General features: G+C 67.6%; 25 protein-coding genes. 2 read left to right on the forward strand and 23 right to left on the reverse strand.

The window, feature by feature from the left end; genetic code table 11:
* Window positions 1-29 precede the first annotated feature (29 nt).
* The 4 genes from HEQ16_15940 to HEQ16_15955 all read right to left on the reverse strand — a co-directional run bounded on the left by HEQ16_15940 (window position 30) and on the right by HEQ16_15955 (window position 5,570).
* Window positions 30-1,442 carry a histidine kinase gene (locus HEQ16_15940; GenBank protein ID MCO4055507.1) on the reverse strand — a complete coding sequence of 471 codons (1,413 nt, stop codon included), beginning with the start codon at window positions 1,440-1,442 and terminating at the stop codon, window positions 30-32.
* 32 nt (window positions 1,443-1,474) lie between these two features.
* Window positions 1,475-2,767 (reverse strand): adenylosuccinate synthase, encoded by a 1,293-nt coding sequence (locus HEQ16_15945; GenBank protein ID MCO4055508.1) that lies wholly within the window; start codon window positions 2,765-2,767, stop codon window positions 1,475-1,477.
* A gap of 170 nt (window positions 2,768-2,937) precedes the next feature.
* A complete protein-coding gene (locus tag HEQ16_15950; GenBank protein MCO4055509.1) occupies window positions 2,938-4,602 on the reverse strand; it encodes a mucoidy inhibitor MuiA family protein in 1,665 nt (554 codons plus the stop codon).
* Window positions 4,603-4,700: 98 nt separating this feature from the next.
* Complete coding sequence (locus HEQ16_15955; protein MCO4055510.1) at window positions 4,701-5,570, reverse strand: type 1 glutamine amidotransferase; 870 nt, start codon at window positions 5,568-5,570, stop codon at window positions 4,701-4,703.
* Window positions 5,571-5,711: 141 nt separating this feature from the next.
* Between HEQ16_15955 and HEQ16_15960 the strand changes: the two genes are divergently transcribed.
* Entirely contained in the window at window positions 5,712-6,617 is a 906-nt protein-coding gene (locus HEQ16_15960; protein ID MCO4055511.1) for a DMT family transporter, read from the forward strand.
* Between the two features lie 8 nt (window positions 6,618-6,625).
* On the opposite strand, the gene HEQ16_15965 is transcribed toward HEQ16_15960, so the two are convergent.
* The 18 genes from HEQ16_15965 to ruvC form a co-directional block, all read right to left on the reverse strand.
* Window positions 6,626-6,997: a DUF393 domain-containing protein gene (locus tag HEQ16_15965; protein MCO4055512.1), complete on the reverse strand. Its 372-nt coding sequence runs from the start codon at window positions 6,995-6,997 to the stop codon at window positions 6,626-6,628.
* Window positions 6,998-7,055: 58 nt separating this feature from the next.
* Window positions 7,056-8,645, reverse strand: a complete 1,590-nt coding sequence (locus HEQ16_15970; protein ID MCO4055513.1) for a phosphoglycerate dehydrogenase — start codon at window positions 8,643-8,645, stop codon at window positions 7,056-7,058.
* Window positions 8,646-8,822: 177 nt separating this feature from the next.
* A complete protein-coding gene (locus HEQ16_15975) occupies window positions 8,823-10,004 on the reverse strand; it encodes a phosphoserine transaminase (protein MCO4055514.1) in 1,182 nt (393 codons plus the stop codon).
* A 211-nt stretch (window positions 10,005-10,215) separates the two neighbouring features.
* Window positions 10,216-11,106 carry a porin family protein gene (locus HEQ16_15980; protein ID MCO4055515.1) on the reverse strand — a complete coding sequence of 297 codons (891 nt, stop codon included), beginning with the start codon at window positions 11,104-11,106 and terminating at the stop codon, window positions 10,216-10,218.
* Window positions 11,107-11,313: 207 nt separating this feature from the next.
* Window positions 11,314-12,657, reverse strand: a complete 1,344-nt coding sequence (locus tag HEQ16_15985; GenBank protein ID MCO4055516.1) for a phosphoglucosamine mutase — start codon at window positions 12,655-12,657, stop codon at window positions 11,314-11,316.
* Window positions 12,658-12,924: 267 nt separating this feature from the next.
* The gene (locus HEQ16_15990) at window positions 12,925-14,844 is read right to left on the reverse strand and encodes an ATP-dependent metallopeptidase FtsH/Yme1/Tma family protein (GenBank protein ID MCO4055517.1); all 1,920 of its coding nucleotides are present in this window, start codon (window positions 14,842-14,844) and stop codon (window positions 12,925-12,927) included.
* 53 nt (window positions 14,845-14,897) lie between these two features.
* On the reverse strand, window positions 14,898-16,025 hold the full coding sequence (gene tilS / locus HEQ16_15995; GenBank protein MCO4055518.1) for a tRNA lysidine(34) synthetase TilS: 1,128 nt from the start codon (window positions 16,023-16,025) through the stop codon (window positions 14,898-14,900).
* On the reverse strand, window positions 16,025-16,939 hold the full coding sequence (gene ybgF, locus HEQ16_16000; GenBank protein MCO4055519.1) for a tol-pal system protein YbgF: 915 nt from the start codon (window positions 16,937-16,939) through the stop codon (window positions 16,025-16,027). Before ybgF ends, tilS begins: the two co-directional genes overlap by 1 nt.
* 139 nt (window positions 16,940-17,078) lie before the next feature.
* On the reverse strand, window positions 17,079-17,582 hold the full coding sequence (pal, locus tag HEQ16_16005; GenBank protein ID MCO4055520.1) for a peptidoglycan-associated lipoprotein Pal: 504 nt from the start codon (window positions 17,580-17,582) through the stop codon (window positions 17,079-17,081).
* 167 nt (window positions 17,583-17,749) lie between these two features.
* On the reverse strand, window positions 17,750-19,114 hold the full coding sequence (gene tolB / locus HEQ16_16010) for a Tol-Pal system protein TolB (GenBank protein ID MCO4055521.1): 1,365 nt from the start codon (window positions 19,112-19,114) through the stop codon (window positions 17,750-17,752).
* A 16-nt stretch (window positions 19,115-19,130) separates the two neighbouring features.
* The gene (gene tolA, locus HEQ16_16015; protein MCO4055522.1) at window positions 19,131-20,390 is read right to left on the reverse strand and encodes a cell envelope integrity protein TolA; all 1,260 of its coding nucleotides are present in this window, start codon (window positions 20,388-20,390) and stop codon (window positions 19,131-19,133) included.
* 5 nt (window positions 20,391-20,395) lie between these two features.
* Window positions 20,396-20,851, reverse strand: a complete 456-nt coding sequence (gene tolR / locus HEQ16_16020) for a protein TolR (protein ID MCO4055523.1) — start codon at window positions 20,849-20,851, stop codon at window positions 20,396-20,398.
* A gap of 12 nt (window positions 20,852-20,863) precedes the next feature.
* A complete protein-coding gene (gene tolQ, locus HEQ16_16025) occupies window positions 20,864-21,592 on the reverse strand; it encodes a protein TolQ (GenBank protein MCO4055524.1) in 729 nt (242 codons plus the stop codon).
* Window positions 21,593-21,884: 292 nt separating this feature from the next.
* A complete protein-coding gene (gene ybgC / locus HEQ16_16030) occupies window positions 21,885-22,310 on the reverse strand; it encodes a tol-pal system-associated acyl-CoA thioesterase (GenBank protein MCO4055525.1) in 426 nt (141 codons plus the stop codon).
* A complete protein-coding gene (gene ruvB, locus HEQ16_16035) occupies window positions 22,307-23,353 on the reverse strand; it encodes a Holliday junction branch migration DNA helicase RuvB (GenBank protein ID MCO4055526.1) in 1,047 nt (348 codons plus the stop codon). The genes ybgC and ruvB overlap by 4 nt, the downstream gene beginning before the upstream one ends.
* 49 nt (window positions 23,354-23,402) lie before the next feature.
* A complete protein-coding gene (locus tag HEQ16_16040) occupies window positions 23,403-23,912 on the reverse strand; it encodes a GNAT family N-acetyltransferase (protein MCO4055527.1) in 510 nt (169 codons plus the stop codon).
* Window positions 23,909-24,526 carry a Holliday junction branch migration protein RuvA gene (gene ruvA / locus HEQ16_16045; GenBank protein MCO4055528.1) on the reverse strand — a complete coding sequence of 206 codons (618 nt, stop codon included), beginning with the start codon at window positions 24,524-24,526 and terminating at the stop codon, window positions 23,909-23,911. Before ruvA ends, HEQ16_16040 begins: the two co-directional genes overlap by 4 nt.
* 51 nt (window positions 24,527-24,577) lie before the next feature.
* Window positions 24,578-25,087, reverse strand: coding sequence for a crossover junction endodeoxyribonuclease RuvC (ruvC, locus tag HEQ16_16050; GenBank protein MCO4055529.1), 510 nt, complete (start codon window positions 25,085-25,087; stop codon window positions 24,578-24,580).
* 52 nt (window positions 25,088-25,139) lie between these two features.
* On the opposite strand from ruvC, the gene HEQ16_16055 reads away from it, so the two are divergent.
* Window positions 25,140-25,922 (forward strand): TSUP family transporter, encoded by a 783-nt coding sequence (locus HEQ16_16055; GenBank protein ID MCO4055530.1) that lies wholly within the window; start codon window positions 25,140-25,142, stop codon window positions 25,920-25,922.
* Window positions 25,923-25,925: 3 nt separating this feature from the next.
* Here HEQ16_16055 and HEQ16_16060 read toward each other — a convergent pair whose 3' ends face one another.
* Entirely contained in the window at window positions 25,926-26,672 is a 747-nt protein-coding gene (locus HEQ16_16060; GenBank protein MCO4055531.1) for a YebC/PmpR family DNA-binding transcriptional regulator, read from the reverse strand.
* Between the last annotated feature and the right edge of the window lie 69 nt (window positions 26,673-26,741).

The raw sequence follows: 26,741 nt of genomic DNA on the forward strand, positions 1-26,741 counted from the left end.
GCCATCACGCCGACGCCTTGAGCGTCGGTTCAGCGCCAGGCGGCAAAACCTTCCGCGATGCGCTGCTCGCCCGAGAGCCCCTTCTCGAAAGCGATGATGCCGCGTTTGCCCGACGCGAACCGCACGGGGATGTCGATCCAGTTGCGGGTCGTGAGCAGGTCGATGTTGCGCGTGACCTCGACCGGCACCCGCGACAGCGCCGATACGAACAGATTCTCGCCAAGGCCCGTGGTGATTGCGGAAAGCGGCGCGCCGCGCGCGTTCTCCTCGGTCTTGAACTGCGGCACGCCCGCCTCGCGCACGGCGCCATTGCCGTCATCGGCGCTGCGCTGGAAGCGCATGCCCACGATGTGCGATGCCGGGAACGCAGCATCTGTGTTGCGGCGGATCGTGAACACCAGCGTCAGCCCCACATCCGGCACCTCGACATCGGCGCGGATGACGGTTTCCAGCGGCTGTCCCTCACCAGCATTCTGCGCCTCGACGCGCCATGAAACACGGCCTGCCACCGCGCGCGGCGGCTGTGTCGTGTCGGCAGGCTCCATGTAGAGAACAGCCCGCTGCGCGACGGCGATCTCCGCCCGTCCAGGCTGCGCGGGCGCTCCCGATGGGCCGGGCGATGGCGTGGGCTGGGCTGGCGCGGGCGTGGTCTCCGCGCCGACACGCTCGTTGATCTTTGGGCCACCAGCTTGCCCGGGCGGCTGAGCCTGCGGCTGGGGCTGGACCTCAGGCGCAGCAGGTCCCGGCGCGTGATTGTCGCGGTTGACGTAGTAGGCGGTCACGCCGATCGCGCCGATGCCAAGGGCGACCCCGCCAGCCACGATCAGCGTGCGCAGCGAACGGCCGCTCCGCGCGGGCGTCACCACGAAATCGAGCCGGGGACGGTCGGACGCCGGCGCCGGCTCGGCTGCGGCGTCGCGGCTGGCCTCATCCGCTTGCGGCATCGCGGGATCGGCGGAGGCGGCAGCGGGAGCCGCTTCGGATGACGGCCGCAGCAGGCTTGCGAAGCTGGGCTCCGGCGCCGCGCGCTGCGGCTCTGGCGGGGGCGCAGCCGGCTCTGGCGCAGCCTGCTCTGGCGGAGTTGGCTGTGGCGAGGGCGGCTCTGGCGGAGCCGGCTGTGGCGAGGGCGGCTCTGGCGGAGCCGGCGGGGGCTCTGGCGAGGGCGGCTGTGGCGGCGGCTCTGGTGGAGCCGGCTGTGGCGGCGGCTCCTCCTCCTGCGCCTGCATGGCCTGAAGCTCGTGCTCGCGCTCGATGCGCGCGATCACCTCCTCCAGGGCCAGCCTCTGGCGGGTTATCTCGCCTTCGGCGACAGGCGGGTCGACATTGCGAAGCTGCGTGACGAGCACGCGCGCCGCGCGATCATAGATCGCACGCCGTGCTTCGGGAGTCTGATCCTGCAATCCCGCGATCGCCCTCGAAAGGACCGGATAGAAATCCACCATGACGCTCGTTTGTCCTGACAGGGCTGGCTTCGTCAACCCTCGAACGGATTGCGCACGAGAATGGTGTCGTCACGCTCGGGTGAAGTCGACAGGACCGCTACCGGCGCGCCGATCAGTTCCTCGATCCGGCGCACATACTTGATCGCCTGAGCTGGCAACTGGCCCCAGCTGCGCGCGCCTGCGGTCGAATCACCCCAGCCTTCGATGGTCTCGTAGATCGGCTCGACACGGGCCTGCGCCGCCTGTCCGGCAGGCAGGGTTTCGATGACGCGCCCATCGAGACGGTAGCCCGTGCAGACCTTGATCTCGGCAAACCCGTCGAGGATGTCGAGCTTGGTCAGTGCGATGCCGTCAATGCCCGAGGTCTTGACCGTCTGGCGGACCAGGCAGGCGTCGAACCAGCCGCAGCGCCGCTTGCGGCCGGTCACCACGCCGAATTCCTTGCCCTTCTGCCCGATCAGCTCGCCAATCTCGTCATGCAGCTCCGTGGGGAACGGGCCTTCGCCCACCCGCGTGGTGTAGGCCTTGGCGATGCCGAGCACATAGCCCACGGAGCCCGGACCCAGCCCCGAGCCGGTGGCCGCCTGCCCCGCCACGATGTTGGACGAGGTGACGAACGGATAGGTGCCGTGGTCGACGTCGAGAAGCGCGCCCTGCGCGCCCTCGAACAGGATGCGCTTGCCTGCGCGCCGTTCGCCGTCGAGCAGCGACCAGACCGTGTCGGCATAGGGCAGGACCCTGGGGGCGATCGCCTTCAGCTCCGCCAGCAACGCCGCGCCATCCGCCTCCGCGATGCCGAGGCCGCGCCGCAGCGCGTTGTGATGCGTCAGCAGCCGTTCGATCTTGGCCTCGAGCAGGGCGTCGTCTTCAAGATCGATGACGCGGATGGCGCGGCGGCCGACCTTGTCCTCATAGGCCGGCCCGATCCCGCGCTTGGTGGTGCCGATCTTGAGGCCTGAATTGGACGTCTCGCGGAAATGGTCCAGCTCGCGATGCAGCGGCAGGATCAGCGTCGCATTGTCGGCGACGCGCAGGTTGTCGCGGCTGATCGAAACGCCCTGGGCCTGAAGCTTGGCGATCTCCTCGACCAGATGCCAGGGATCAACGACCACGCCATTGCCGATCACCGAGAGCTTGCCGGGCCTGACGATGCCGGAGGGCAGCAGAGAGAGCTTGTAGACCACGCCGTCTATGACCAGCGTGTGCCCGGCATTGTGGCCGCCCTGGAAGCGCACCACCACATCGGCCTGGCTCGACAGCCAGTCCACCAGCTTGCCCTTGCCTTCGTCACCCCACTGGGCGCCCACCACGACCACGTTCGCCATCGCGCCAATCCCCAGATTGCCGCGCGCCTGTCGCGGCTGTGCGGCGTCAACAAAAAGCCCCGGCGCAAGGCCGGGGCTTCGGGTTCATCCTTGCAGCCCCTCATGGTCCACAGCAGGCTCAAGGTCAAGGAAAACCACCCTTGACCCGCTCGCGGGGCAGCGGACACACCTCACTGGATCGTCAACTCGCGGTCAGCCGGCCAGCGCAACCTCCAGCCGAGCCTGATGTCGCGCTTCTCACCCGGCGCATAGTCATGGGTCCAGGCCATGACGCCGCGCTGGTCGATGCCGCCGCGCGGATCCTGCACGGTCTTGTCCGTGGCCGGCGTGTTGGTGGGCAGCGCCTCGACCGTGACGGCGCTGTTCTCCGAAACCGGAATGCGGTCGACCACGGAAATGCGCATGGGCCTGCGGTGCAGGTTGGTGATGGTGGTGCGATGATCCGACAGCTGGTTGCGCGAGGCGCTCCAGCCGGATGGATCATTGTCGCGGCGGCGCACGGGCACGCGCTCGACCTTGATCCGGTCATCCGCGCCAAAGCCGAGTTCGAAGCCATCGCCCGCTGCGACCGCGCTGATCGAAGCCTTGCCCACGAACATGCCGTCACGCATCAGCGAGACCTCGCCCGGCAGCAGCGGCGCCTCGCCAGTCCAGGTCAGCGATGCGGAGAGATAGGCGCGCGGCTCCAGCGCCGGCGCGACCTTGGCCAGCAGCGGCGCTTCGAGCCCATGGCTGGAAAGGCGCAGGACGCGCGCGGCGCCATCGCGCGCCACCGTCACCCGCCCGGGCGCGACGAAGGATGCCGAGAACGTGCTCGACATCGATTGCGCCTCCTGCTCCGAAGCACGGGCCAGCTCTGGAGGACCCTGCGGAGCCGGCGGAGCCATGGTCTGGGCCCGCTCCATCGTCTCGGCCGTCTGGCGCGCACGCTGCCGCGGAGCGTCAAGCACCACATAGGGCTCGCGCAAGGACAGCGTCTGCGTCATCACCATAGGCGCGCTGGCCCCACCCGCGACGCGCGCGGTCGAGAGCGTCAGCGCCACATCCTCCCAGTCCTCGCCAGTGCGCTGGCTCACCGAGGCGCGGCGCACGAGGTTGATCCGCGCAGGTCCATTGGCGGCCGTGTCCAGCGCGGCATCATACACAGCCGTCCAGCGCGCGGAGCCGACCCTGTAGGTGACAGTGAGCGCAGCCGACAGCGCGGAGGCCGCCTCGACCGAAACCGCCAGATCCACCACCGGCGCGGCGCCCGGCCGCGGTCGGCCTGCGGCCGTCTCGATCGCCCTGATCCGGGCCTCCACCTCGGCCGCGCGCGCCGTCTGGACCTGAAGCGCCTCATTGGCGGCGGCGGTGCCCTCGCCCACCGCCGTCCAGGCGGCGCGGGCCTGCGCAAGATCGAAGCCCTTGCCGTCCTTCACGGCGGCCTCGGCGGCAAGCCGCGCGAACTCGGCGACGGCCCGCTTCTGGGCCTCCAGCGCGTCGATCCGCCCACGCACCGCGGCCAGCTCCGCCTGAAGCTCGCGCAAGCGCTTCTGGCTGTCCTCCTGGCCCTCGATCTGGGCCGGCGCCCGCCGCACATCGGCCGAGCCGATCACCAGCTGGCCATCGCTCGCGCCTTCGATCCGGATCGAGGCCGGGTCGATCGTGGCGGGCAGGCCGCGCAGCACCACGACATGCTGGCCGGCGGGCACCCTGACCTCGCCGATCCGCGTCACGGCAGCGGCATCGGGAAAGACGGTGACCGCATCGATGCGGCTGGCGAGAGGCAACTCGGCGCTGATCGCAAGCGGCGCGGCGGCGACCGATGCAAGAAGGGCAAGAGCAATTCTGGTCATGAAGTGACAACTCCGCAGTGACGCCCGCAAGCCAGGCGTGATGCGCTATTCACGCAATGATTGCGGATTTTTGACGGCCATGCTGAAGCTTGGGCGCCTCACCCTCGCCCACGGGCGCTGATTTCAGGCCTGACCCGATGCTTGAGGAAGTTACGGATTTCGGTCAGCCGCCGCATGGGCTCCAGCACCTCGGCATCGAGCCCATGCGCCCAGGCCAGGTCGCTGCGCGTGGGGTCCACATCCAGCGCCTCCATCTCCTCGCAATGGCGCAGCACATCGGCGCGGTCGCGCCGGAAGCCTTCGGCGATGAGCGTGTCCCGCATCCGCTGCAGGATGGAGGCGACCTCGCCGAGCGAGAACTCGGGATGATACTGCACCCCCCAGAACACCCCGCCCTCATGGCGGATTTCCGCCGCCTGAACCGGCGTCATCGCATTGCTGGCAAGCACGGAGATATCGCCCGGCGGCAGGGCCACGGCGTCCAGATGGATGGCGGGCGCATCGAAGCTCGGCGGCCTGCCCGCCAGCAACGGGTGCGCCAGGCCCTCGGCCGTCGGCGTGATACGGCGGGCGAACCCGACCTCCCGCCCTGCCGGATTGGCGATCACGGACCCGCCCGCCGCGACGGAGCCCATCTGGATTCCCCAGCATGAACCGAAACAGGGCGTGCCGCTACGATAGATCGCCCGCATCAGTTCGATCTGCCGCGTGACCGGCGGCGCGATCTGGTAGATGTGCAGGGCCGATCCGGTCAGGAAGATGCCGTCATAGCTTTCGAGCCCGGCAGGGTCTGGCAGGTTCGCCCCCTCATCGGCCGGCATGGCGATGTCGCACAGGGCGTCCGGGGCCAGCGACATCACCGTGCGCGCATAGGATTCGGCCGGCGTCACGCCAATGCCGCTTCGGTAAGCCTCGCGCGCCTCGCGCACATTGCCCTCGACGACAAGGAGACGGACAGGTTTTGTCATGGTGGAACCGCTCAGCGCAGGCAGGTATTGCGTCTCCATAGCATGACGCGGCCCGCTGAACAGGCTAGGCAGGAGCATGTCCACATTGCACGAATCCGGGACCTTGGGGCGGGTCCATCCCATGCTCAGGCGGACTGCGCCATGCCGCTGACCACGCTCTCCCGCCGTGCCTGGGCCAGCCCCTATCTGCTTCTCGCGCTGACCACCCTGCTCTGGGGCGGCAACGCCATTGCCAGCCGCATCGCCATCGACAATGTGTCGCCGATGGCGCTGACCTCACTGCGCTGGGTCGGCGTGGCGCTGATCTTCCCCGTGATGTTCCGCAAGGAGCTTGTGGCGCACTGGCCCACAATCCGCGCCAATGCGCCGAAGCTGGTCTGGATGGGTTTCATCGGCTTCACCCTGTTCAACGCCCTGATGTATCTGGCGGGCCATTCCACGACCGCGATCAACATGGGCATCATCCAGGGCGCGATCCCGGTCATGGTGATGGCCGGCGCCTTCGCGCTGCATGGGGCGCGGCTCACGCCGCTCCAGATCGTCGGGGTCCTGGTGACGATGCTCGGCGTGGCCCTCACCGCGGCACGCGGCGATCTTGCGGCGCTCTCCACGCTGGCTGTGGCGCAGGGCGACATCCTCATGATCACCGCCTGCGCCTTCTATGCCGGCTACACGCTGGCGCTGCGCCGCCGTCCCCAGTTGCCGGCGCTGGTCTTCTTCACCTGCCTCGCCATAGTGGCCTGCATCGGCTCGCTGGCGCTGCTCGGCTGGGAGATCGCTGCCGGTCAGGTGCTCTGGCCCAACGCCAAGGGCTGGCTGCTCGTGCTGTATGTGACGGTTGGTCCCTCGATCGCCTCGCAGCTGATGTTCATGCGCGGCGTGGAGCTGATCGGGCCGTCCCGCGCCGGCCTGTTCGTCAATCTCGTGCCGATCTGGGCCGCGATCCTCGCGGTCGTGCTGATCGCAGAGCCCTTCGCGGCCTACCACGCGGTGGCGCTGGCGCTGGTGCTTGGCGGGATCTGGCTGGCGGAGCGCAACCGGGCCTGAAGAGAGGCTCAGCTCTTGCGCCAGAGCGGCCGCGCCTTCAGAAATCCGCGATAGGCCAGCTCCAGGGCCCAGGGCGCGGGCGGGATCGACGCAATGCGCCCCAGCAGCCTGAAGCGCGGCGTCGCCCGCCAGAGCGCGATGAAGGCTGCTGCGCCCGATACGATCTCCCCGCTGCCAAGCCGCACATGGAAGCGCGCCAGCGCAGCCTCGCGGCCCACGCCCTCAGGGAGGCTCGCATCATCGCTTGCGATATTCTCGAAGGCCGGGCGATCTGGCGCGCCGTCGCTGAGCCGCCGATACAGCGCGATCTCGCGCGAGCAGACCGGGCAGCCGCCATCATAGTAGACGGCGCAGGCGGCGGCGGGATCGGAGGGGGGCATGGCTGTCATGCAGGAGACATGGCGCGCCTGCGAAAGATCGCAAGCGCGCCCATTCGTCTCAGAAGGCGAGGCGTCGCGCGCGCTTCACCTGCGGGATGGCCTCGATCTTCTTCAGCAGCGCATCGTCCACGCGGCTGTCCACCGCGACATAGCAGATGGCGTCGCCGCCCGGCTTGTCGCGGCCAAGGTTGAAGGTGGCGACATTGACGTTCGCCTCGCCCAGGAGCGAGCCGAAGGCACCGATGAAGCCCGGCTTGTCGTCATTGCGGATATAGATCATGTGCGGCGCGAAGGCGGCGTCGACCTTGATGTCGCGGATCTCGACGATGCGCGGCACGCCATCCGACAGCACCGTGCCGACCGCATGGCGCGGCATGTCCTCGGCCTCGACGATGATCTTGATCGTGCTTTCGAGATTGCCCGGCGACTCGCGCTTGATCTCGTCCACGGTGATGCCCTTGTCCCTGGCGATCGCCTGGGCATTGACCATGTTGATGTCCGAGAGGAAGGGCCTGAGCACGCCCGCGATCGCGGCTGCGGTCATCGGCTTGACGTTGAGCTCGGCGACCTTGCCTTCATAGATGATCCGGATAGCCTTCACGGAGCTTTCCGTAAGCTGGCCGAGGAAGGAGCCCAGCTTTTCCGCCAGCGCCACGAACGGCTTCACGCGCGGAGCCTCTTCCGCCGAGATCGAGGGGAAGTTGACCGCGTTGGTGATCGCGCCCTTGAGCAGATAGTCGCTCATCTGCTCGGCCACCTGCAGCGCGACGTTCTCCTGCGCTTCGGAGGTCGAGGCGCCGAGATGCGGCGTGCAGATCACGTTCGGCAGGCCGAAGAGCGGGTTGCTCTCGGCAGGCTCCACCGTGAACACGTCGAACGCCGCTCCGCCGACATGCCCGGCCTTGATGGCATCGGCCAGCGCCTCCTCGTCGACAAGGCCGCCGCGCGCGCAGTTGATGATGCGAACGCCCTTCTTCGTCCTGGCCAGCGCCTCTCGCGAGAGAATGTTCCTGGTCTTCTCCGTCATCGGCGTGTGCAGGGTGATGAAGTCGGCGCGGGCGAGCAGATCATCCAGCTCGACCTTCTCGACGCCGATCTGCACGGCGCGCTCGGGCGTCAGGAACGGATCGAAGGCGATGACCCGCATCTTGAGACCGACGGCGCGGTCCGCGACGATCGAGCCGATGTTGCCGCAGCCGATCACGCCAAGCGTCTTGGCTGTCAGCTCAACGCCCATGTACTTGTTCTTCTCCCACTTGCCTTCCTGCGTCGTGCGGTCGGCATCGGGAATCTGGCGGGCCAGCGCGAACATCATGGCGATGGCGTGCTCGGCGGTCGTGATGGAATTGCCGAACGGCGTGTTCATCACGATGATGCCGCGCTGCGTGGCGGCCGGAATGTCGACATTGTCCACGCCGATGCCGGCGCGGCCGATCACCTTCAGCTTCGTCGCGCTTTCAAGCAGCCTGGCCGTGGCCTTGGAGGCCGATCGGATGGCGAGGCCGTCATAATCGCCGATCATGGCGGCGAGCTTGTCCTTGTCCTTGCCCAGGCCGGGATCAAAGGTCACGTCGATGCCGCGATCCTTGAAGATCTGCACGGCGGCGGGCGAGAGGGCGTCGGAGATGAGGACCTTGGGAGCGGGCATGTGAGCACCTTGTGATGGGTTGCGCTGGCCTTCATTCCGGGACCGCCCTCAGGCGGAATCCGGAACCCATGACCACGGTCATCGGGGCCGGTGGCGAGCGGATTTCAAATCGGGAAAAGGGATTCATGGGTTCCGGGCTCGCAGGCTGGCGCCCGCGCCCCGGAATGACAGCGTGGATCAGGCGGCTTTGGCCAGCTTCGCCTTCTCGGCGGCGAAGGCCGCTTCGATCCAGGGCAGCAGCGCCTTGACATCGCGCGTCTGCACGGTGGCGCCGCACCAGATGCGCAGGCCCGGAGGCGCATCGCGGTAGTGGCCGAGATCGAGGCCGACGCCTTCCTTCTCGAGATAGGCGACGATGCCCTTGGCGAAGTTCGCCTGCGCATCGGGGCCGAGCGCGGTCACGGCCGGATCGGTGAACTTCAGGCACACGCTCGTGTTGGAGCGGGTCCTCGCCTTCACCGCCAGGAAATCGACCCAGGGGGTCTTCCTGACCCAGGAGGCGATGGCGCGGGTGTTGGCGTCGGCGCGCTTCACCAGCCCGTCGAGCCCGCCCACCTTCTTCGCCCAGTTGAGCGCATCGATGTAATCCTCGACGCAGAGCATGGAGGGCGTGTTGATGGTTTCGCCCTCGAAGATTCCCTTGATGAGCTTGCCGCCCGAAGTCAGGCGAAAGATCTTCGGCAGCGGCACGGACGGCTTGTAGCTTTCGAGCCGGGCCACGGCGCGGGGGCTCAGGATCAGCATGCCATGGGCCGCCTCCCCGCCCAGCGCCTTCTGCCAGGAGAAGGTGGTGACGTCGAGCCTGGGCCAGTCGAGCCGCTGCGCGAAGGCGGCGGAGGTGGCGTCGCAGAAGGTCAGGCCCTCGCGGTCGGCCGCAATCCAGTCGGCATCCGGCACGCGCACGCCCGAGGTGGTGCCGTTCCAGGTGAAGCAGACATCGCGGTTCCTGGTGTCAATCTTGCGAAGGTTCGGCAGTTCGCCATAGGCGGCGGTGACCGTCTGGCAATCGGCGAGCTTGAGCTGCTTGACCGCATCCGTCACCCAACCTTCACCGAAGCTCTCCCACGCGACCATGGTCACGGGGCGCGCGCCGAGCATGGTCCACATCGCCATTTCGTAGGCGCCGGTATCGGACGCGGGGACGATGCCGATCAGGTAATCGGCCGGAACCTGCAGGACCTCGCGGGTGAGGTCGATGGCAAGCTTCAGCTTCGCCTTGCCGATCCTGGCACGGTGGGAGCGGCCGAGCGCCGCGTCACTCAAGGCTTTCAGGGACCATCCGGGGCGCTTGGCGCAGGGACCGGACGAAAAATTGGGCACGCGCGGACGCAGCAGCGCCGCAGGGGCGTTCGTAGCCATCGATGTTCTCCATCCTCACAGATGGGTGTCTCCCGTTGGGGGGAGATGACCCGCTGATGGGGATAGGTGAGCGCGGCCCTTTCGTCAATCGGGATTGCGCCCAGGCGCCGAAAGTCCAATGCAAGGCGAGGGCCGGCCTGAAGCAGATGGTCGCCAAGCAGAAGGCGCGCCTTGGGGGCGCGCCTTCGTCAGTTGTCCGGCTGGACCTGGATCAGAACTTCCGCACCATCGGCGCGGGAGCGAAGACCGGCTCGGGCGGCGGCGAGCCGCAGCAGTTGCCGTTCAGCGCCCAGCGCATGCCGAGGCGGAAATCATGGCTGTCGATGTCACGCAGCTTGATCGGAGCGTAATTGTCCCTCGGTACGAAAGGGTTGGAGCCGCGGCCGCTCTGCGCGTGTCCCATGTTGAGGTAACGATAGCTGGCTTCGAGCGTCAGGTTCTGGTTGACCTGATAACCGAGGCCGGCGTGCAGTGCCCAGGCGAGGCTGGTGGTGGTCTTGCCGCCGAACAGGCCAAGCGTCGGGCTGATGCCGACGCCGTCGAAAACGATGCCCTGATCGGTCAGCGCGCTGACGCTGTGCGCTGCGACGCCGATGCCGGCGCCAAGGAAGGGCGTGAGGCACCCCAGAGCGCAGAACGTGCCGAGGTCGACATATCCGTTGGCCATGAACACCGAGGAAGCCATGTTGCCACGGAAGGTGTTCGTCTGGCTGCCGGCCAGCGGCGCCAGGCGGTTGAACCTGTCAGTGTATCCAAAGGCCGAGGCAGCGCGGTACTCGCCGGTCAAGTCGGCCCGGAACCAGTTGTTGAACTTGTAGCCCACGCCAAGGCCGATGATGGTCGGGGTCGGGTATTGCTGCTGGGAGAAGACGAGACCACCAATCGAGCTGTTGGCGTAGCCTACGGAGTCGAACTTCTTGATTTTGGTGATGCCGACGCCGATGTCGCCGCGAAGGTAAAGGCCGCCGGCCGACACCGTGCCGCGCAGCGGCGCGTCATAGGCGTGCGGCGGAGGCGGAGCCGACAGGTCGCCCGCCTGGGCGTGAGCGGCGGCGGCGACAACCACTGCGCCTGCGACAGCAAGAACTTTCAGGCTGCTCATGATTCGATCCTCAACGGTTGGAATGGCGCACGGCACGAATACGAACGCCCGGTGAGGATCACTATGGGATCTAACGGTTAAAGCCGGCTTAACCCTAACGTTTAACCACGAGAGATGGAGACACGCAGGTTTGCTGCCCGAGCACGCGCCGAAGCCAAGCCTCCTGGCATCGCGACTTTCCGGTTTGGTTGCAGGGACGCAGCGCCTTCAGGCGGCGGCCTTGGTCACGGCGTCGACCACGTCGTCCACCACGCGCTCGACCAGGTCCCGGTCCTCGCCCTCGGCCATGACCCGGATCACCGGCTCTGTGCCGGATGGCCGGATCACCAGACGGCCTGAGTTGCCAAGCTTCGCCCGCGCATCGTCTATGGCAGAAACCACCGATGTCGTCTGCAGGGGATGACCCGACTTGTATCGCACGTTCTTCAGGATCTGCGGCAGAGGCTCGAAGCAGTGGCAGACCGCGCTCACCGGCTTGTCGGAGCGCTGCACCACGGCAAGCAGTTGCAGGGCCGCAACCAGCCCATCGCCTGTGGTCGAATAATCCGACAGGATGATGTGGCCGGATTGCTCGCCGCCAACATTGAAGCCGTGCTCACGCATGTGCTCCAGCACGTAGCGATCGCCCACGGCCGTGCGGGCCATCGAAAGGCCCATGCCGTTCAGATAGCGCTCCAGCCCGAGATTGGACATGATCGTGGCGACGACGCCTGAGCCGGAGAGCAGCCCGTCATCGCGCCAGCTCTTGGCGATCACGCCCATGAGCTGGTCGCCATCGACCACCTGCCCCGTCTCGTCGACGATCAGCACGCGGTCGGCGTCGCCATCCAGCGCGATGCCGATGTCGGCCCGGAACTCCTTGACCTTGCGGATCAACGCATCGGGAGAGGTGGAGCCGACGTCGCGGTTGATATTGAAGCCGTCGGGCTCGACGCCGATGGAGATCACTTCGGCGCCAAGTTCCCAAAGCGCCTCAGGAGCCACCTTGTAGGCCGCGCCATTGGCGCAATCGACGACGATGCGCAATCCGTCCAGCGACATGTTCCGTGGCAAGGTCCGTTTGGCGAACTCGATGTAGCGCGCATGCACGCTTTCGACGCGCTTGGCCCGCCCCAGCGACACGGATTTCGCCAGACGAGCGCTCAGGTCGCTGTCAACCATCGCCTCGATCTCATGCTCGACCTCGTCGGATAGCTTGTAGCCATCGGGGCCGAACAGCTTGATGCCGTTGTCCTCGAACGGGTTGTGCGAGGCGGAGATCATCACGCCGAGATCTGCCCGCATGGAGCGGGTCAGCATGGCCACGGCGGGCGTCGGAATGGGGCCCAGTTGCAGCACATCGATGCCGACCGAGGTGAAGCCGGCCTGGAGCGCCGCCTCGATCATATAGCCGGAAAGCCGAGTGTCCTTGCCGATGACCACGCGATGGCGATGATCGCCCCGGCTGAAGGCCAGGCCCGCCGCCTGCCCGACCTTGAGCGCCAGCTCTGGCGTGATCACCTTGTTGGCGCGGCCGCGCACACCATCGGTCCCGAAATACTTGCGAGGCATTATGTCTGTCCTTGCGGGCCTGGCCGGCGCAAAGGGCCGGTTCGGGTGTCTTCCACCGCCCGTCTGTGTACAGGAACAGAATGGGCATCAGGTGTTCAAAAATTGTAAGCGACTGTTTCAAGCACAAGCATGGCTGCGGGGTGGGGCAGGCGCAGCGACATCGACGATGAACGGGCGCGGGTCGTGAAAGTCAATCGCCCGGCTCTTGCGAGGCCGGGCGAAGACATGAGATTGACAATGAACAGGGCCTGCATCCCGGGTCCGGGCTCACGCCTGAGGCTGCGGCTCCATGCCTGAATCAGGGCTGGGCTTGCGCTTGCCGCGCCCGGCTGCTGGAACGGCCGAACCTCGCGTGGGCGGCGCGGCGTCGATGTCGCGGACCGGTGGCTTGCCGTCCAGCAGGTCGCGGATCTCGTCGCCGGACAAGGTCTCATAGGTCAGCAGACCCTGAGCCAGCGACTCGAGATCATCGGCCTTTTCCTTCAGCAGCCGGCGCGCATCCTCGAGACCGCCCTCGACAAGGCGACGCACTTCGGAGTCGATCGTCCGCGCGGTGGCCTCCGAGACGTTCTGCTGACGGCCCATCGACATTCCGAGAAAGACCTCGTCCTGATTCTCGCCATAGGCCACGGTGCCAAGCTCGGGCGAGAAGCCCCAGCGCGTCACCATCATCTTGGCCAGCCGCGTCGCCTGATCGATGTCGGACTGCGCGCCCGACGTGACCTTGTTCTTGCCGAAGATCATTTCCTCGGCGATGCGGCCGCCCATCAGGATGGCCAGGCGCGACGTCATCTGCTCGAAGCTCATCGAGAGCTTGTCCCGCTCGGGCAACTGCATGACCATGCCGAGAGCACGGCCACGCGGAATGATCGTGGCCTTGTGCACGGGATCCGTGGCGGGGACGTTGAAGGCGACGATGGCGTGCCCGGCCTCGTGATAGGCGGTCAGGCGGCGCTCGTCCTCGGTCATGACCAGCGTCTTGCGCTCGGCGCCCATCATCACCTTGTCCTTGGCATCCTCGAACTCGGCCTGGGTGACGATGCGCTTGTTGCGCCGCGCCGCCAACAGGGCCGCCTCGTTGACGAGGTTCATCAGGTCCGCGCCCGAGAAGCCGGGCGTGCCGCGGGCCAGAACCTTGAGGTCGACATCGGGTCCGAGCGGAACCTTGCGCACATGCACGCGCAGGATCTTTTCACGCCCGACCACGTCGGGGTTCGACACCACGATCTGGCGGTCGAAGCGGCCCGGGCGCAGCAGCGCTGGGTCGAGAACGTCAGGCCGGTTGGTGGCGGCGATGATGATGATGCCTTCATTGGGCTCGAAGCCGTCCATCTCCACGAGAAGCTGGTTCAGCGTCTGCTCACGCTCGTCATTGCCGCCGCCAAGGCCGGCGCCGCGATGTCGGCCGACAGCGTCGATTTCGTCGATGAAGATGATGCAAGGCGCATTCTTCTTGGCCTGCTCGAACATGTCACGCACGCGGCTCGCGCCCACGCCGACGAACATTTCGACGAAGTCCGAACCCGAAATGGTGAAGAAGGGCACATTGGCCTCGCCCGCCACCGCCTTCGCGGTCAGGGTCTTGCCGGTTCCGGGAGGGCCGACGAGCAGCACGCCGCGGGGAATGCGTCCGCCCAGCCGCTGGAACTTCTGCGGGTCCTTCAGGAACTCCACGATTTCCTGAAGGTCTTCCTTGGCCTCGTCGATGCCGGCCACGTCATCGAAGGTCACGCGGCCATGCGCCTCGGTCAGCAGCTTCGCCTTGGACTTGCCGAAGCCCATGGCGCGGCCCGCTCCGCTCTGCATCTGGCGCGACAGGAAGATCCAGGCCCCGATAAGCAGCGCGATCGGCAGAAGATTGATGAGCAGCGTCATCAGCCAGTTGGTCTCGTTGGTCTGCGGCCGGGCGGTGATCTGCACTCCCTTCTGCTGCAGCTTCGACACCAGGCCCGGATCGAAGGGCGCGAAAGTGGTGAACGTGCGGCCATCGGTGTAGGTGCCGGAAATCTCCTGGCCGGAAATCGTCACGGTCGTGATGCGGCCCGATTCGGCGTCGCTCAGCAGCTGGCTGTAGGCGATGTTCGATTCAGGCGTGCGCGAACCCGGACTCTGGAAGAGCGTCACGAGCGCCAGAACCAGCAGGAAGATCACCAGCCAGACAGCGAAGTTACGAAAGTTAGGGTTCATGTCCGCATCCGATCTGCGTGCGCCCGGTTCAGGCGCATGCGCTGTCCACATATTTAGGTGCGAGGGCCTGCCTTGCCAAGGCTTGGGCTCAGACAGGGTTGACGAAGCCCCCTGCGGCGAGGCGGTTCGGCCGCAGCATGCAGGAGGCCCTGCCCGTCGAGCGTCAGGACAAGGCCGCCGAGCGTGCGGCGCAGGCCGCTGCCAGACAGGCAGGCCTCGTCCAGCGCTTGCGCCAGCGCTTCGAGCCGGCTGAGGCGAGGCCCGGGCCCGTCCTGCGGCCCTGCCCCCTGCTCCGGCTCTTGCATGGCGATGAATTGGCCAAGCGCGCGGACGCGCAAGGCAGCCGGCGCCGCGCTCAGCGCGCGCATGTCCAGCGGCCGGGCCGCTGCCGCCGACCGGAGCGCCTGGCCGGACAGCGCCAGGCTGGCCGCCAGCAGGGCCTGCGCCGCCAGTTCCAGCGCCTCATCCGCTTCCGCGCAGCGCCGCGCGAAGGCCGCGAGGCGCTGCGCATCGAGCCCCTCCCGTTCCAGCAGCGGCGCAAGCCGCCTCCACCGCACGCGCGCAAAGCGCGGATCGGCGTTTGAAGGGTCCTCCGTCCAGCGCCACCCGCGATCGATGCAGGTGGCGACGAGCCTGTGCTTCGGCACGCTGAGGAAGGGCCGCAGCAGCCCAAGCTCCTGCAGCGGCGAGCGCTGGCGCATTCCCGCCATGCCGCCCGGTCCCGAACCCGCCGCCAGCCGCATCAGCAGCGTCTCGGCCTGATCATCCAGCGTGTGTGCGGTGACGATGGTGTTTGCCCCGAGGCAGCGCGCGTGCCCTGCGAGCAGCCCGTAGCGGGCCTTGCGCGCCGCTTCCTGCAGCCCGCGCGCGGGCTTGTCGCCCGTCCAGCGCAGCACGGCGCAAGGCAGTCCCCATTGCCTTGCCTGCTCGGACACCCGCTCCGCTTCCGTGGCCGATCCCACGCGAAGCCCGTGATCGACCACCGCGACATGAAGCGCAGCGCATGCAAAGCCGCGTGCGATGGCGATTGCGCGGCGCTCTGCGGCCAGCCCCATCAGCGCGGTCGAATCGCTTCCGCCTGACACGGCCAGCACGGACGGTCCCTCATCGAGGCCGGCCAGCAGGCGTTCCGCCTCCGGGTGCTGAAGCGGCAGCGCTTCCGCTCCAGCCTCGCACGCCATCAGGCGTCGCAGCGCGCGCGGCGACGCTCGCGGTCCACCCCCTGCCGCACGGCCTGCGCGGCCTGCGGATACTTCACGCCAAGCTGCGCATAGGTGGCGCAGGCCTGGTCGCGCGCGCCCAGCGCGTTCAGCGACATGCCGAGCTTGAGCATGGCCTCGGGCGCGATCCCCGTGCGCGAATGGTCCGTGGTGACCTTAAGGAACTGCTCGGCCGCGTCCTTGTGCTGATTGCGGCGGAAATAGCTCTCGCCCAGCCAGTAGATGGCATTGGGCGCCAGCCGATCGCGCGGGTTGGATTGCAGGAACTGGCGAAAGCCCATCTCGGCCTGCTCGTATTGCCGCGCATTGATCGCAGCGAAGGCCGAATCATAGATCTCCCGCGGCGTCGCCATGGAGGTCGCCGCCACGCTCGGGCCGGTGCGGGGCGCAGGCGTGAGCGCGGCCGGCGGGGGCGCCCGGCCCGACACGTCGAGCGGCGCGCCCGAACCGGGGCCGCCATTGTCGATGATCCCGGTCTGCGGCGAGGCGCCAAGGGGGCGCGGCGCGCCGGCCAAGCCGGGCTGGGATTCAGGATCGAAGGCATCGCCGCGGCGCGGCCGGTTGGCCGGCTGGGCGGCGGCTCCGGGCGTCGGCGCGGGCCGCGCGCCGCTGCGCTCGTTCAGGCGGAACTCGACATCTTCCTGAAAGCGCTTGAGCTGGTCGGCCAGCCTGCGGTTCTCGAACTGCAACTGCTCGATCTGGCCCGACATCTGGCGAATCGTGTTCTCCATCCGGTTCATCCGCACCAGCGCCTCGGCCGGGTCCTGCGCCCAAGCCGCCGATGCGCCGAGGCCAAGCGCGGCAAGGCCAAGCGCAAGCCGCCCCGCCGCCAGCCAACGCGCCGTGCGGCGCAAGCACAGTCCAGTTGATCGCATGCTCAGTCCCTGCCGATGTCAAGTCCAGCCGCCGGGGCGGCGACCGCGGTTAGCACAAGGATACGCCTTCGTCGAAAATGAGACGACCGGCGCTGAAGCTGCGCCGGTCGCCCTGAACATCAGCCGAATGACGGGGCGGTCACACGCCGGCGCCCGCATCCAGCAGCGTCACGCCGCGCCGGTTCTGCGACCAGCAGGAAATGTCGTTGCACACCGCCACCGGCCGCTCCTTGCCATAGGACACGATCCGCATGCGGGTGGCCGCAATGCCGCGCGATGCAAGGTAGTCGCGCACTGCCTGGGCGCGACGGGCGCCCAGCGAGAAATTGTATTCGCGGGTGCCGCGCTCGTCGGCATGGCCCTCGATGGTGAACGAGTAGCGCGGATAGCGCGAGAGCCACTGGGCCTGCTTGTCCAGCGTGGCGGTGGCAACGGCGGTCAGATCGGTCGAGTCGGACTCGAAGAACACACGGTCGCCCACATTGACCACGAAATCCTGCGCGCTGCCCGGCGTCGCAGCGCCCCCGGCGCCGAAACCGGCATTGGCGTCAGTGGTGGGCGTCTGGGCGCAGGCGCCGAGCGCGAGCGCGCCGAACAGCACGGCGGCGAACCTGGCGGCGCGGGCGCCTGCGAACAGGGACATGATCATGGTGGAAACTCCGGATTAACGATGATGGGGAGCGCCTGTGACACAAACGCCTCATGCCTCATCAATGTCGCGTCAACCTAAATGAGCCCTTGCAAAATCATGTCAAAATGGCGGCTTCGCGGCGGATGGTTAACCAATCCTTGCCGTTGCGCGCCCCTTTCTCAGGACCGCGCCTCGGTGAGCAGCGGCGACCAGGTTGGGTCGGAGGCGAAAGCCGGCGTCTGCACCGGCTGCTCGACGCGGCCCGTGATGTCGACCATGTAGAGCTTGCCGCCCGACTGCCCGCCCGGATCGCGGAAGAACATCAGATACTGGCCATTGGGCGCGAAGGTGGGGGATTCATTGTGGAATCCTTCCGTCAGCAGCCGCTCTCCGGAGCCATCGGGGCGCATGACGCCAATGGCGAAGCCGCCGCCGGTGCGCTTGGTGAAGGCTATGAGCTCGCCCTTGGGCGACCAGGCCGGCTGGGAATACGAGCCCTGCGCGAAGGAGATGCGCTTGGCTCCGCCCCCTGATGAGGCCATGACGTAGAGCTGCTGCGAGCCGCCCCGGTCGCTCTCGAACACGATCTGAGAGCCGTCCGGCGAATAGGATGGCGAGGTGTCGATCGCGGCCGTATCGGTCAGGCGCGTGGTGGAGCGCGAGCCGAGGTTCATCGCGTAAAGATTGCTGTTGCCTCCCTGCTGGAGCGATAGCGCGATGGTCTGCCCGTTCGGCGAGAAGCGGGGGCTCGAGGTCATGTCGGGGAAGTTGCCGACAACCTGCCGCGTGCCGCTCTCGATGTTGATGACATGAACCCTCGGCTGTTCGCCGAGCCGCTGCGCCATGTAGGTCACATCCTGCGACACTGGCGAATAGCGCGGCGTCACCACCGAGACATCGCCGTTGGTCAGATAGCGCACATTCGCGCCGTCCTGGTCCATGATGGCGAGGCGCTTGCGCCGGTTCTCCTTGGGTCCAGATTCATCGACGAACACGACCCGCGTGTCGAAGAACCCGCCCACGCCCGTGATCTGGGTGTAGACCGCATCCGAGATGATGTGCGCGACGCGGCGCATGTTGTTCGGATCGGTGAAATACTGCTGGCCGGCGAGCTGCTGGCCTGTGGTCACGTCCCAGAGGCGGAACTGTGAGCGCAGCCGGGCGCCCTCGCGCACCACGCGGCCCACCACCAGTCCCTGCGCGCCGGTCGGGCGCCAGGCCGCGAAGTTCGGCACGCCGTCGAAGGCGGGCGTGCGCTCGGCATGGCGCTCGCGCGGCAGCGGCGAGAAATAGCCCGACCGCTTGAGGTTGTTGGTGATGATGCCCGAAATGCGCGGCCCCATGTCTCCTTCGCCGCTGAGGTCGGCGATGGCGATGGGCATGGGCTGGAAGCTGCCCTTCTGCAGGTCGATCACGAGCTGCGCGATGGCCGGCGAGACGCCCAGGCCATGGGCGGCGAGGACCGCGCCGGATCCAAGCAGCACGTTGCGGCGCGACAGACCGGCGCCGGAGGGGGGGGCAAGGGGGCTCGATAACAGCATCATGTGGACCTTGTCGGTGTCAGAGCACTGCGCGCGCGTCGAAATTGACGACAACGTCGCGCCAGTCGCTGTGAAAAGGCGCAAATTGCGCCGGAATTCGCAGCGGCGTGCAACGCCGCGTCGCGGTCAGGGCGGACTCGGCGGCGACCCGGAAAAGCGGGTCGGAGGATGAATTGGCGATGCTGGGCTGGCCGGCAAGCGTGCCGTCCTGGTTCAGCGCCACGCGGATGGACGGCACAGGCGGCCGCTGCGAGCCTTGCAGCGCCACCGGCACGTTCCAGCAGCGCTCGAGCTGCTCCTTGATGATGCCGATGAGTTGCGAGCGCATGTTGGGGTTCATGCGCTGGGCGCTGCCGCGCTCGGTGCCGAGCGAGGCCACCCGATTGACCTCCCGGCCCGATGAGCCGGTGGATTGCGCGGGCTCCTTTGAGGCCAGCAGCTTCGAGATGTCGTTGGGGTTGAACTGCGCCGCCAGCTGCGCGTCACGCCGCGCCTTGGCCTCGGCGGCGGCCCTGGCGCGGGCTTCGGCGGCAGCCTTGGCCCTGGCGGCGGCCTCGGCCCTGGCCTGCGCTTCCGCCTCGGCCTTCTGGCGGGCATCCGCTTCGGCGCGCGCCTGCGCATCGGCCTCGGCCTTGGCCCTGGCGGCCGCCTCGGCGCGCGCCCTTGCGGCTTCAGCCTGCTGGCGCGCCCTCGCTTCCGCCTCGGCGCGAGCGCGCGCGGCCGCGCGCGCCTCCTCTGCGGCCCGTTCGCGCCGGACCTGGAGTTCGGCCTGCTCGGTCAGGGCCGCAAGCTGGTCGCGGCGCAATTCGGGCTTCGGTTCAGGCCTCGCGGCTTCCCGCGGCTTCGGATCAGGCGGCGCCTCGGCCTTTTCGGGCTCCGCACGGGCCGCCTGCCGCGCGGGCGCCGGACGCGCCACCGGCGCGGCAGCGGGAGGAGCCACCTCGTCACGCTCGGCGGTGGGAAGGTTTGCGGGCCGCGTCGGCGGCGAGGGCGCGTCGCGCTGCGCCTGGCCTGGGTCCTTCTGCTCGACCACCTCGCTCTGGCGCTCGGCGCGGGGGCGCGGGGTTTCCTGAACAGCCTGCGCGGAGCGCTCGCCCTTCATGATCTCGTTCAGCGCGGAGGGATCGACGATCTCGACGGCGATGGACTCCTCGGCATTGCGGAACGGCTGCGGCGCGGAGCCAACCGCGACGAGGCCCGCGACCAGAACGGCCGCGTGCCCGAGCGCGGACACCGCGACCCCTGGCTCCTGCCTGGAGAAGAACCTGCCGAAACGCAAAAGCGTTACCTTTTCTGTTCGCTGTCCGTGACGAGGGCGATCTTCTTGAAGCCCGCTGCCGTCACCGCGCCCATCACCGTCGCCACCCGACCATAATCCACCTGCCTGTGCCCGCGAACATAGATGCGCTCATCCACGCCAGCCTTGGCGGCAGCCGTCAGGCGCGCCACGAGCTCGGCCTCCGGCACTTCCTGGTCCTGAAGATAGATGCGGCCCTTCTCGTCGATGGCGATGGTCACGGGCTTTTGATCGATGTTGATCGGCTTGGCCGCCGTCTGAGGCAGGTCGATCGGCACGCCCACCGCCAGCAGCGGCGCCGCGACCATGAAGATGATCAGCAGCACCAGCATCACGTCGATGAACGGCGTCATGTTGATCTCGTTCATGGGCGCATGGCGGCGGCCCCGGCCGCGTCGGCGCCGCCCGCCCCCCTGTGCCGCCGATCCTGCCGACATGCCCATCGCGCGCGCTCCTCAGGCCGCCATCTCGCGGGCGTCGCGCGGCGCCAGCCGCTCGTCGATCTGCCGCTGCAGGATGGCCGAGAACTCGTCGGCGAAGGTTTCCAGCCGCGCCGTCGCCTTGGCGGCGTCAGCCTGGAGCTTGTTATAGGCGATGACGGCCGGGATGGCCGCGAAGAGGCCGATCGCCGTCGCCAGCAGCGCTTCGGCAATGCCCGGCGCGACCACGGCGAGCGAGGTGTTCTTCGAAACGGCGATGGCCTGGAAAGCCGTCATGATGCCCCACACCGTGCCGAACAGGCCTATGAAGGGCGAGGATGAGCCGATGGTGGCGAGGATCAGCAGCCTGGATTCCAGACGCTCCTGCTCGCGCTGGATGGTCACGTCCACCACCTTGTCGATGCGCTGCGACAGGCTGGCCACCGAGCGCCCGCCATTCTCGAAGGCGCGCTTCCACTCGCGCATGGCCGAGACGAAGACGGCCGCCATGTCGGAGACCGGCTTGCCGGAGAGCGTGCGGTAGAGTTCGTCGAGCGACTGGCCGCTCCAGAACACCTCCTCGAAGCGGTCCATGGCCGCCTGGGTGCGGCGATAGAGCAGTGTCTTGTCGACGATGATCGCCCAGCACCAGACCGAGGCGACGATCAGACCGATCATCACCAGCTTGACGACGAGATGAGCGTGCATGAACAGCGCCCAGAACGACATGTCGATGGGTGCCTGGGCGATTTCGACGGGGGTCATCGTGTCACGTCCTTGGGTGCCCTGGACCACGGCGCAGCAGGCGCGGCCAGCGGGCCAGAACCGGTTGATCGATTCCGGGGAGGTTGGAGCCCGGACCATGTCACGCCCGAATCCGGCGAAAGAAGGGCGCTGAAACCGGTCCGGACCTTATCCATCCGGCAGTTGACCAAGTTAAGCACCCATCAGGGTTAACGTCCGGTTAGGATCGACCGATGATGCGCCAGCATGCCGCGCCTTGCCTGAACCGGACATGACCCGGCTGCATCGGCGCAGCATCGGGCTGCGGCTGCATTCAGCCTGGCCCATGCGCGTCGGCAAGCCCGAGCCGCCGCCTCAGCGCCTCCGGGATGCGGCGTGCACGCCCTGCGCCCACGCAGGCCACCGTCACCAGCGCCGTGACGAGGGGCGTCTGTTCCCGCAGCACGCGCTGGCTCAGCTCCATCGTGGCCCCGCGCGCCAGAACAGGGGTCGTCTCGATGGTGAGGAGGTCGTCCATCACGGCCGGCTTCACGAACTCCAGGCTCATGCGCCTCACCGCAAAGGCAAGCTGGACATCGCCCTCATGCAGTTCGCGCTGCGCCACGCCGAGCGCGCGCAACAGTTCGGTGCGGCCCCGTTCGAGGAAGCGCAGGTAAGAAGCGTGATACACCACGCCGGAGAAATCAGTGTCCTCGTAATAGACGCGGACGGGGAGAAGGTGGGGGCCCGCCCCGCTCATTCCCCCTCATCCCCGAACAGCCCGAACTGCGCGGCGTCGCGGCGCGGCTCCGCCATGCCCAGATGGCGGAAGGCCGCCCCGGTGAGCAGCCGGCCGCGCGGCGTGCGCTGGAGAAAGCCCTGCTGCAGCAGGAAGGGCTCGATGATGTCCTCGATCGCGTCGCGCGGCTCCGACAGAGCCGCCGCGATGGTCTCGATGCCGACCGGCCCGCCCCCGAACTTCTCGGCCACCATGACGAGATAGCGCCGGTCCATCACGTCGAGCCCGATCGAGTCGACATCGAGCAGCGACAGCGCCTTGTCGGCGATGGGCCGCGTGATCCGCTCCGCCCCGTCCACGATGGCGAAATCGCGGACGCGCCGCAGCAGCCGCCCGGCGATGCGCGGGGTGCCGCGCGAGCGCCGGGCGATCTCGTTGGCGCCATCCTCGGCCATGCCCATGCCCATCACGCGCGCGCCCCGCACGACGATGCGCTCCAGCTCCTCAACCGAGTAGAAGTTGAGCCGGATGGGGATGCCGAAACGATCGCGCAGCGGCGTGGTGAGGAGCCCCGCGCGCGTCGTGGCGCCGACGAGCGTGAACTTCGGCAGGTCGATCTTGACCGAGCGCGCCGCCGGCCCCTCCCCGATGATGAGGTCGAGCTGGTAATCCTCCATGGCCGGGTAAAGGATTTCCTCCACCGCCGGGTTCAGCCGGTGGATCTCGTCGATGAAAAGCACGTCGCGCTCATCGAGATTGGTGAGCTGGGCGGCAAGATCACCCGCCTTGGCGATGACCGGCCCTGATGTGGAGCGGAAGTTGACCCCCATCTCCCGCGCCACGATCTGGGCCAGCGTTGTCTTGCCAAGGCCGGGCGGGCCCACGAACAGCACATGGTCAAGCGCGTCGCCCCGCGTCTTCGCGGCCTGGATGAAGACCTTTAGATTGTCCTGGGCCTGCTGCTGGCCGATGAACTCGCCGAGCGCGAGCGGCCGGATCGACAGGTCGATGTCGGCCTCGCGCTTGGCCGCGTTGAGGATGCCGGGGCGTTCCTTGTCGCTCATCGACGCTGTTTGGCGCTATTTGCGCAAGCGCGCAAGCCAGCCAGCCCGTTCAAAGATCCATCTCCAGTTCGAGCATGTCCCGGCATGGAATCCCGTGCCTTCCCTCGGAAATCAGCTGCGGCCTGAAGGCGCGGAACGCATTCATGCCGCCCGGGAACAAGGTCATGAAATGCATGCCGCGCTTCTGGTAGAAGCGCATGGCCTCAAAATTATCGTTTGTGGTGACCGCGCGCAGCTTGCGCAAGCCCCTTTGGCGTCCCTCGGCCGCCACAGCCTCGAACAGGGCCGAGCCGGCGCCGCTGCCGCCCGCCTCCGTCGCGACGATCGCCCCCAGAAGGGCGATGGAATCGGTGAGGATGTAATAGGCCACGCCCAGCAGCACGCCTTTCGGATCGCGAGCCGCAAGCAGCGCCATGTCGTCAACGGAGCGCACCTTGCCGCCGATGACCACGGCATCGGTGCCCCATTTCCGCTTCACCAGCTGGCGTGCGATGTCCCGCTCCGCGAACGGAGCGATTGTTATGGCAGCGTCGGTGGCGCGGCCTTTCGTGGCGGTCATTTCGCCAATTCCTTCAAACCTTGCCTGATCAACTGTCCGGTTTCCGCACCATCCCCCAGCGCCGTCACGGCTGCTGCGATGGCGCTCTGCGCCTGCGCCTGCGGATAGCCCAGATTGGTCAACGCCGAGATGGCGTCTCCCACCGCGCGCGGCAGGGATCTCGCCTCCAGCGCGCCAGACAGCTGCATCAGCGCGGGATCGACCATGCCGAAAGCCGGAGCCTTGTCCTTGAGCTCGATGCAGATGCGCTGCGCCAGCTTGGGGCCGACTCCATTGGCGCGCGCCACCTGCGCCTTGTCGCCCGTGGCGATGGCCGTCGCCAGCGCGCCAGGATCAAGCGTGGACTGGATCGCCAGCGCCACCTTGGCGCCGACGCCCTGCACGCTCTGCAGCAGGCGGAACCAGTTGAGCTCCATCTCGTTGCGGAACCCGAAAAGGCGGATCGCATCTTCGCGCACCTGCGTCTCGATCCACAACGTCACGGCCTCGCCGGCTTGCGGCAGCGCCTGCAGCGTGCGCGAAGAGCAGAACACCACATAGCCCACGCCATGCACGTCGACGATGATGAAATCCTCGCCGTAGAAGTCGATCTGCCCCTTCAGCTTGCCAATCATGCAGCGCTCCGAACACGGCCGGGCCACAAAACCTTGATGCTTGACATGGCGCTACCGCAACAAGGCGTCAAGTCGTGCCCGAGAGGCGCGGTGCTGGGCGTGGGTGATCGCAACGGCCAGGGCATCGGCGGCATCCTCGGTCTTCGTCTCCGCCTTTGGCAGCAGGACCTTGATCATCACGCCTACCTGTCGCTTGTCTGCATGACCCGCGCCGACAACCGTCTTCTTGACGACGTTGGCAGCATATTCCGCCACGGACAGGCCCGCAAGCGCGGGAACCAGCAGCGCCACGCCCCGCGCATGGCCAAGCTTCAGCGTGGCCTGCGCGTCCTTGTTGACGAAGGTCTCCTCCACGGCCGCCTCGTCGGGCGTCCATTCGGCGATGATGCGGGCAAGCCCGTCATGAAGCTGGCGCAGCCTTTCGGCCATGCCAAGCGCGCTGTCGCTGGTCACGGCTCCGCAGCCGAGGAAGGACAGCCGCGTTCCTTGCTGGGAGATCATGCCCCAGCCCGTCTTGCGCAAGCCGGGATCAATGCCAAGGATGCGAATCGGTTGGGTCATCAGGCAATCATACCTGCAAGGCCGCAGTTCCGTCCGCATCCGCAGAGCCGCCGTGCCCAGCAATTTCCTAGCCCTGCTCGCGGCCCCCCTCGCCGACCCTGCCATGCCCATGCTCGCGCTCGCGGCCCTGGCCGGCGGGCTCGTGCGCGGCTTCACCGGCTTCGGCTTCGCCATGGTGTTCATGCCGCTCGCCGGCACGGTGGCGCCGTTGCAGCTGGCCTATGCGCTGATCTTCTGCATCGACGCGCCAGTCGGCCTTTATCTCGGCGCGCGCTCGGCGTCGCGCGCCGCGTGGCGAGAGGTGCTGCCGCTGCTGGCCGGCGCCGCACTGACCTTGCCGATCGGGCTCGCCATGCTGGTTGCGTTCGACCAGACCCTGCTGCGCTGGCTTGTCGCCGTCGTCATCGCGGCGGCCGTGGCCGTGCTGGCCAGCGGCTGGCGCTGGAAGGGACGCCCGGGATTGCCCTTGTCCCTTGGCGTCGGCGGGCTCTCGGGTCTTGCCAATGGGCTGGCCGCGCTTGGCGGCCTGCCGCTGGCCATTTTCTGGCTGAGCGCGCAGGCCAAGTCGGCGCTGCAGATGCGTCATGACCTGATGCTGTATTTCGGCCTGTCCACCGTGCTCTCCGGCGCGCTGGGCTGGTGGAAGGGCCTGTTCAGCTGGGAAGCGGCGGCAATGGCCGTGCCGCTGGCTTTAATCTACGCGCTTGCAGTGGCCGTCGGCTCAGCCGGTTACCGGATCGCCAGCGAGGTCACCTTCCGGCGCATCGCCTATGCCGTGATCGCGCTGGCGTCCCTGGCCAGCCTGCCGCTCTGGGATGGCTGGCTGGGCCGATGAGGCTCACGCGGAGAGCTTCTGCATGAGCGCGTCGGAAATCTCGAAGTTGGCATAGACGTGCTGCACGTCGTCATGTTCGTCGAGCTGGTCCATCAGCTTCATCAGCTTCTCGCCGGCTTCGTCATTGACCACGATCATGTTCTGCGGCCGCCACATCAGCTTCGACTTGCGCGGCTCGCCGAAGCGCTCCTCGAGCGCGCGCGACACCTCGGCCAGCACGCTCTGCTCGCAGACGATCTCGTGGCCGTCTTCGCTCGATGTCACGTCGTCGGCCCCGGCCTCGATCGCGGCGTCGAGCATCGCCTCGGCGCTCGCCGCGCCGGCGTCGAACTCCACAACGCCGATCCGGTCGAACATGAACGCGACAGCATTGCTTTCCGCGAGGTTGCCGCCGGCCTTCGTGAAACAGGAGCGCACGTCGGAGGCGGTGCGGTTGCGGTTGTCGGTCATCGCCTCGATGATCAGGGCGCAGCCGCCTGGCCCGTAGCCCTCGTAGCGCACCTCGTCATATTGCTCGCCTTCGCCGGCAGAAGCCTTCTTGATGGCCCGCTCGATGTTATCCTTGGGCATGTTTTCGGCCCGCGCTGCGATGACGGCCGCCCGCAGGCGCGGGTTCATCGCCGGGTCCGGCATGCCCAGCTTGGCGGCGACGGTGATCTCGCGCGCCAGCTTCCCGAACAGCTTGGAGCGCATCGCATCCTGCTTGCCCTTGCGGTGCATGATGTTCTTGAACTGGGAATGACCGGCCATCGGAGCCTCCATCTTGCGCCGGCGCGGGCCCCTGCCCCGCGCTGGCGAAACGCAAATCCGAGCCGGCTT

The sequence above is a fragment of the Bosea sp. (in: a-proteobacteria) genome (genome assembly GCA_023910605.1).
Lineage (GTDB): Bacteria > Pseudomonadota > Alphaproteobacteria > Rhizobiales > Beijerinckiaceae > Allobosea.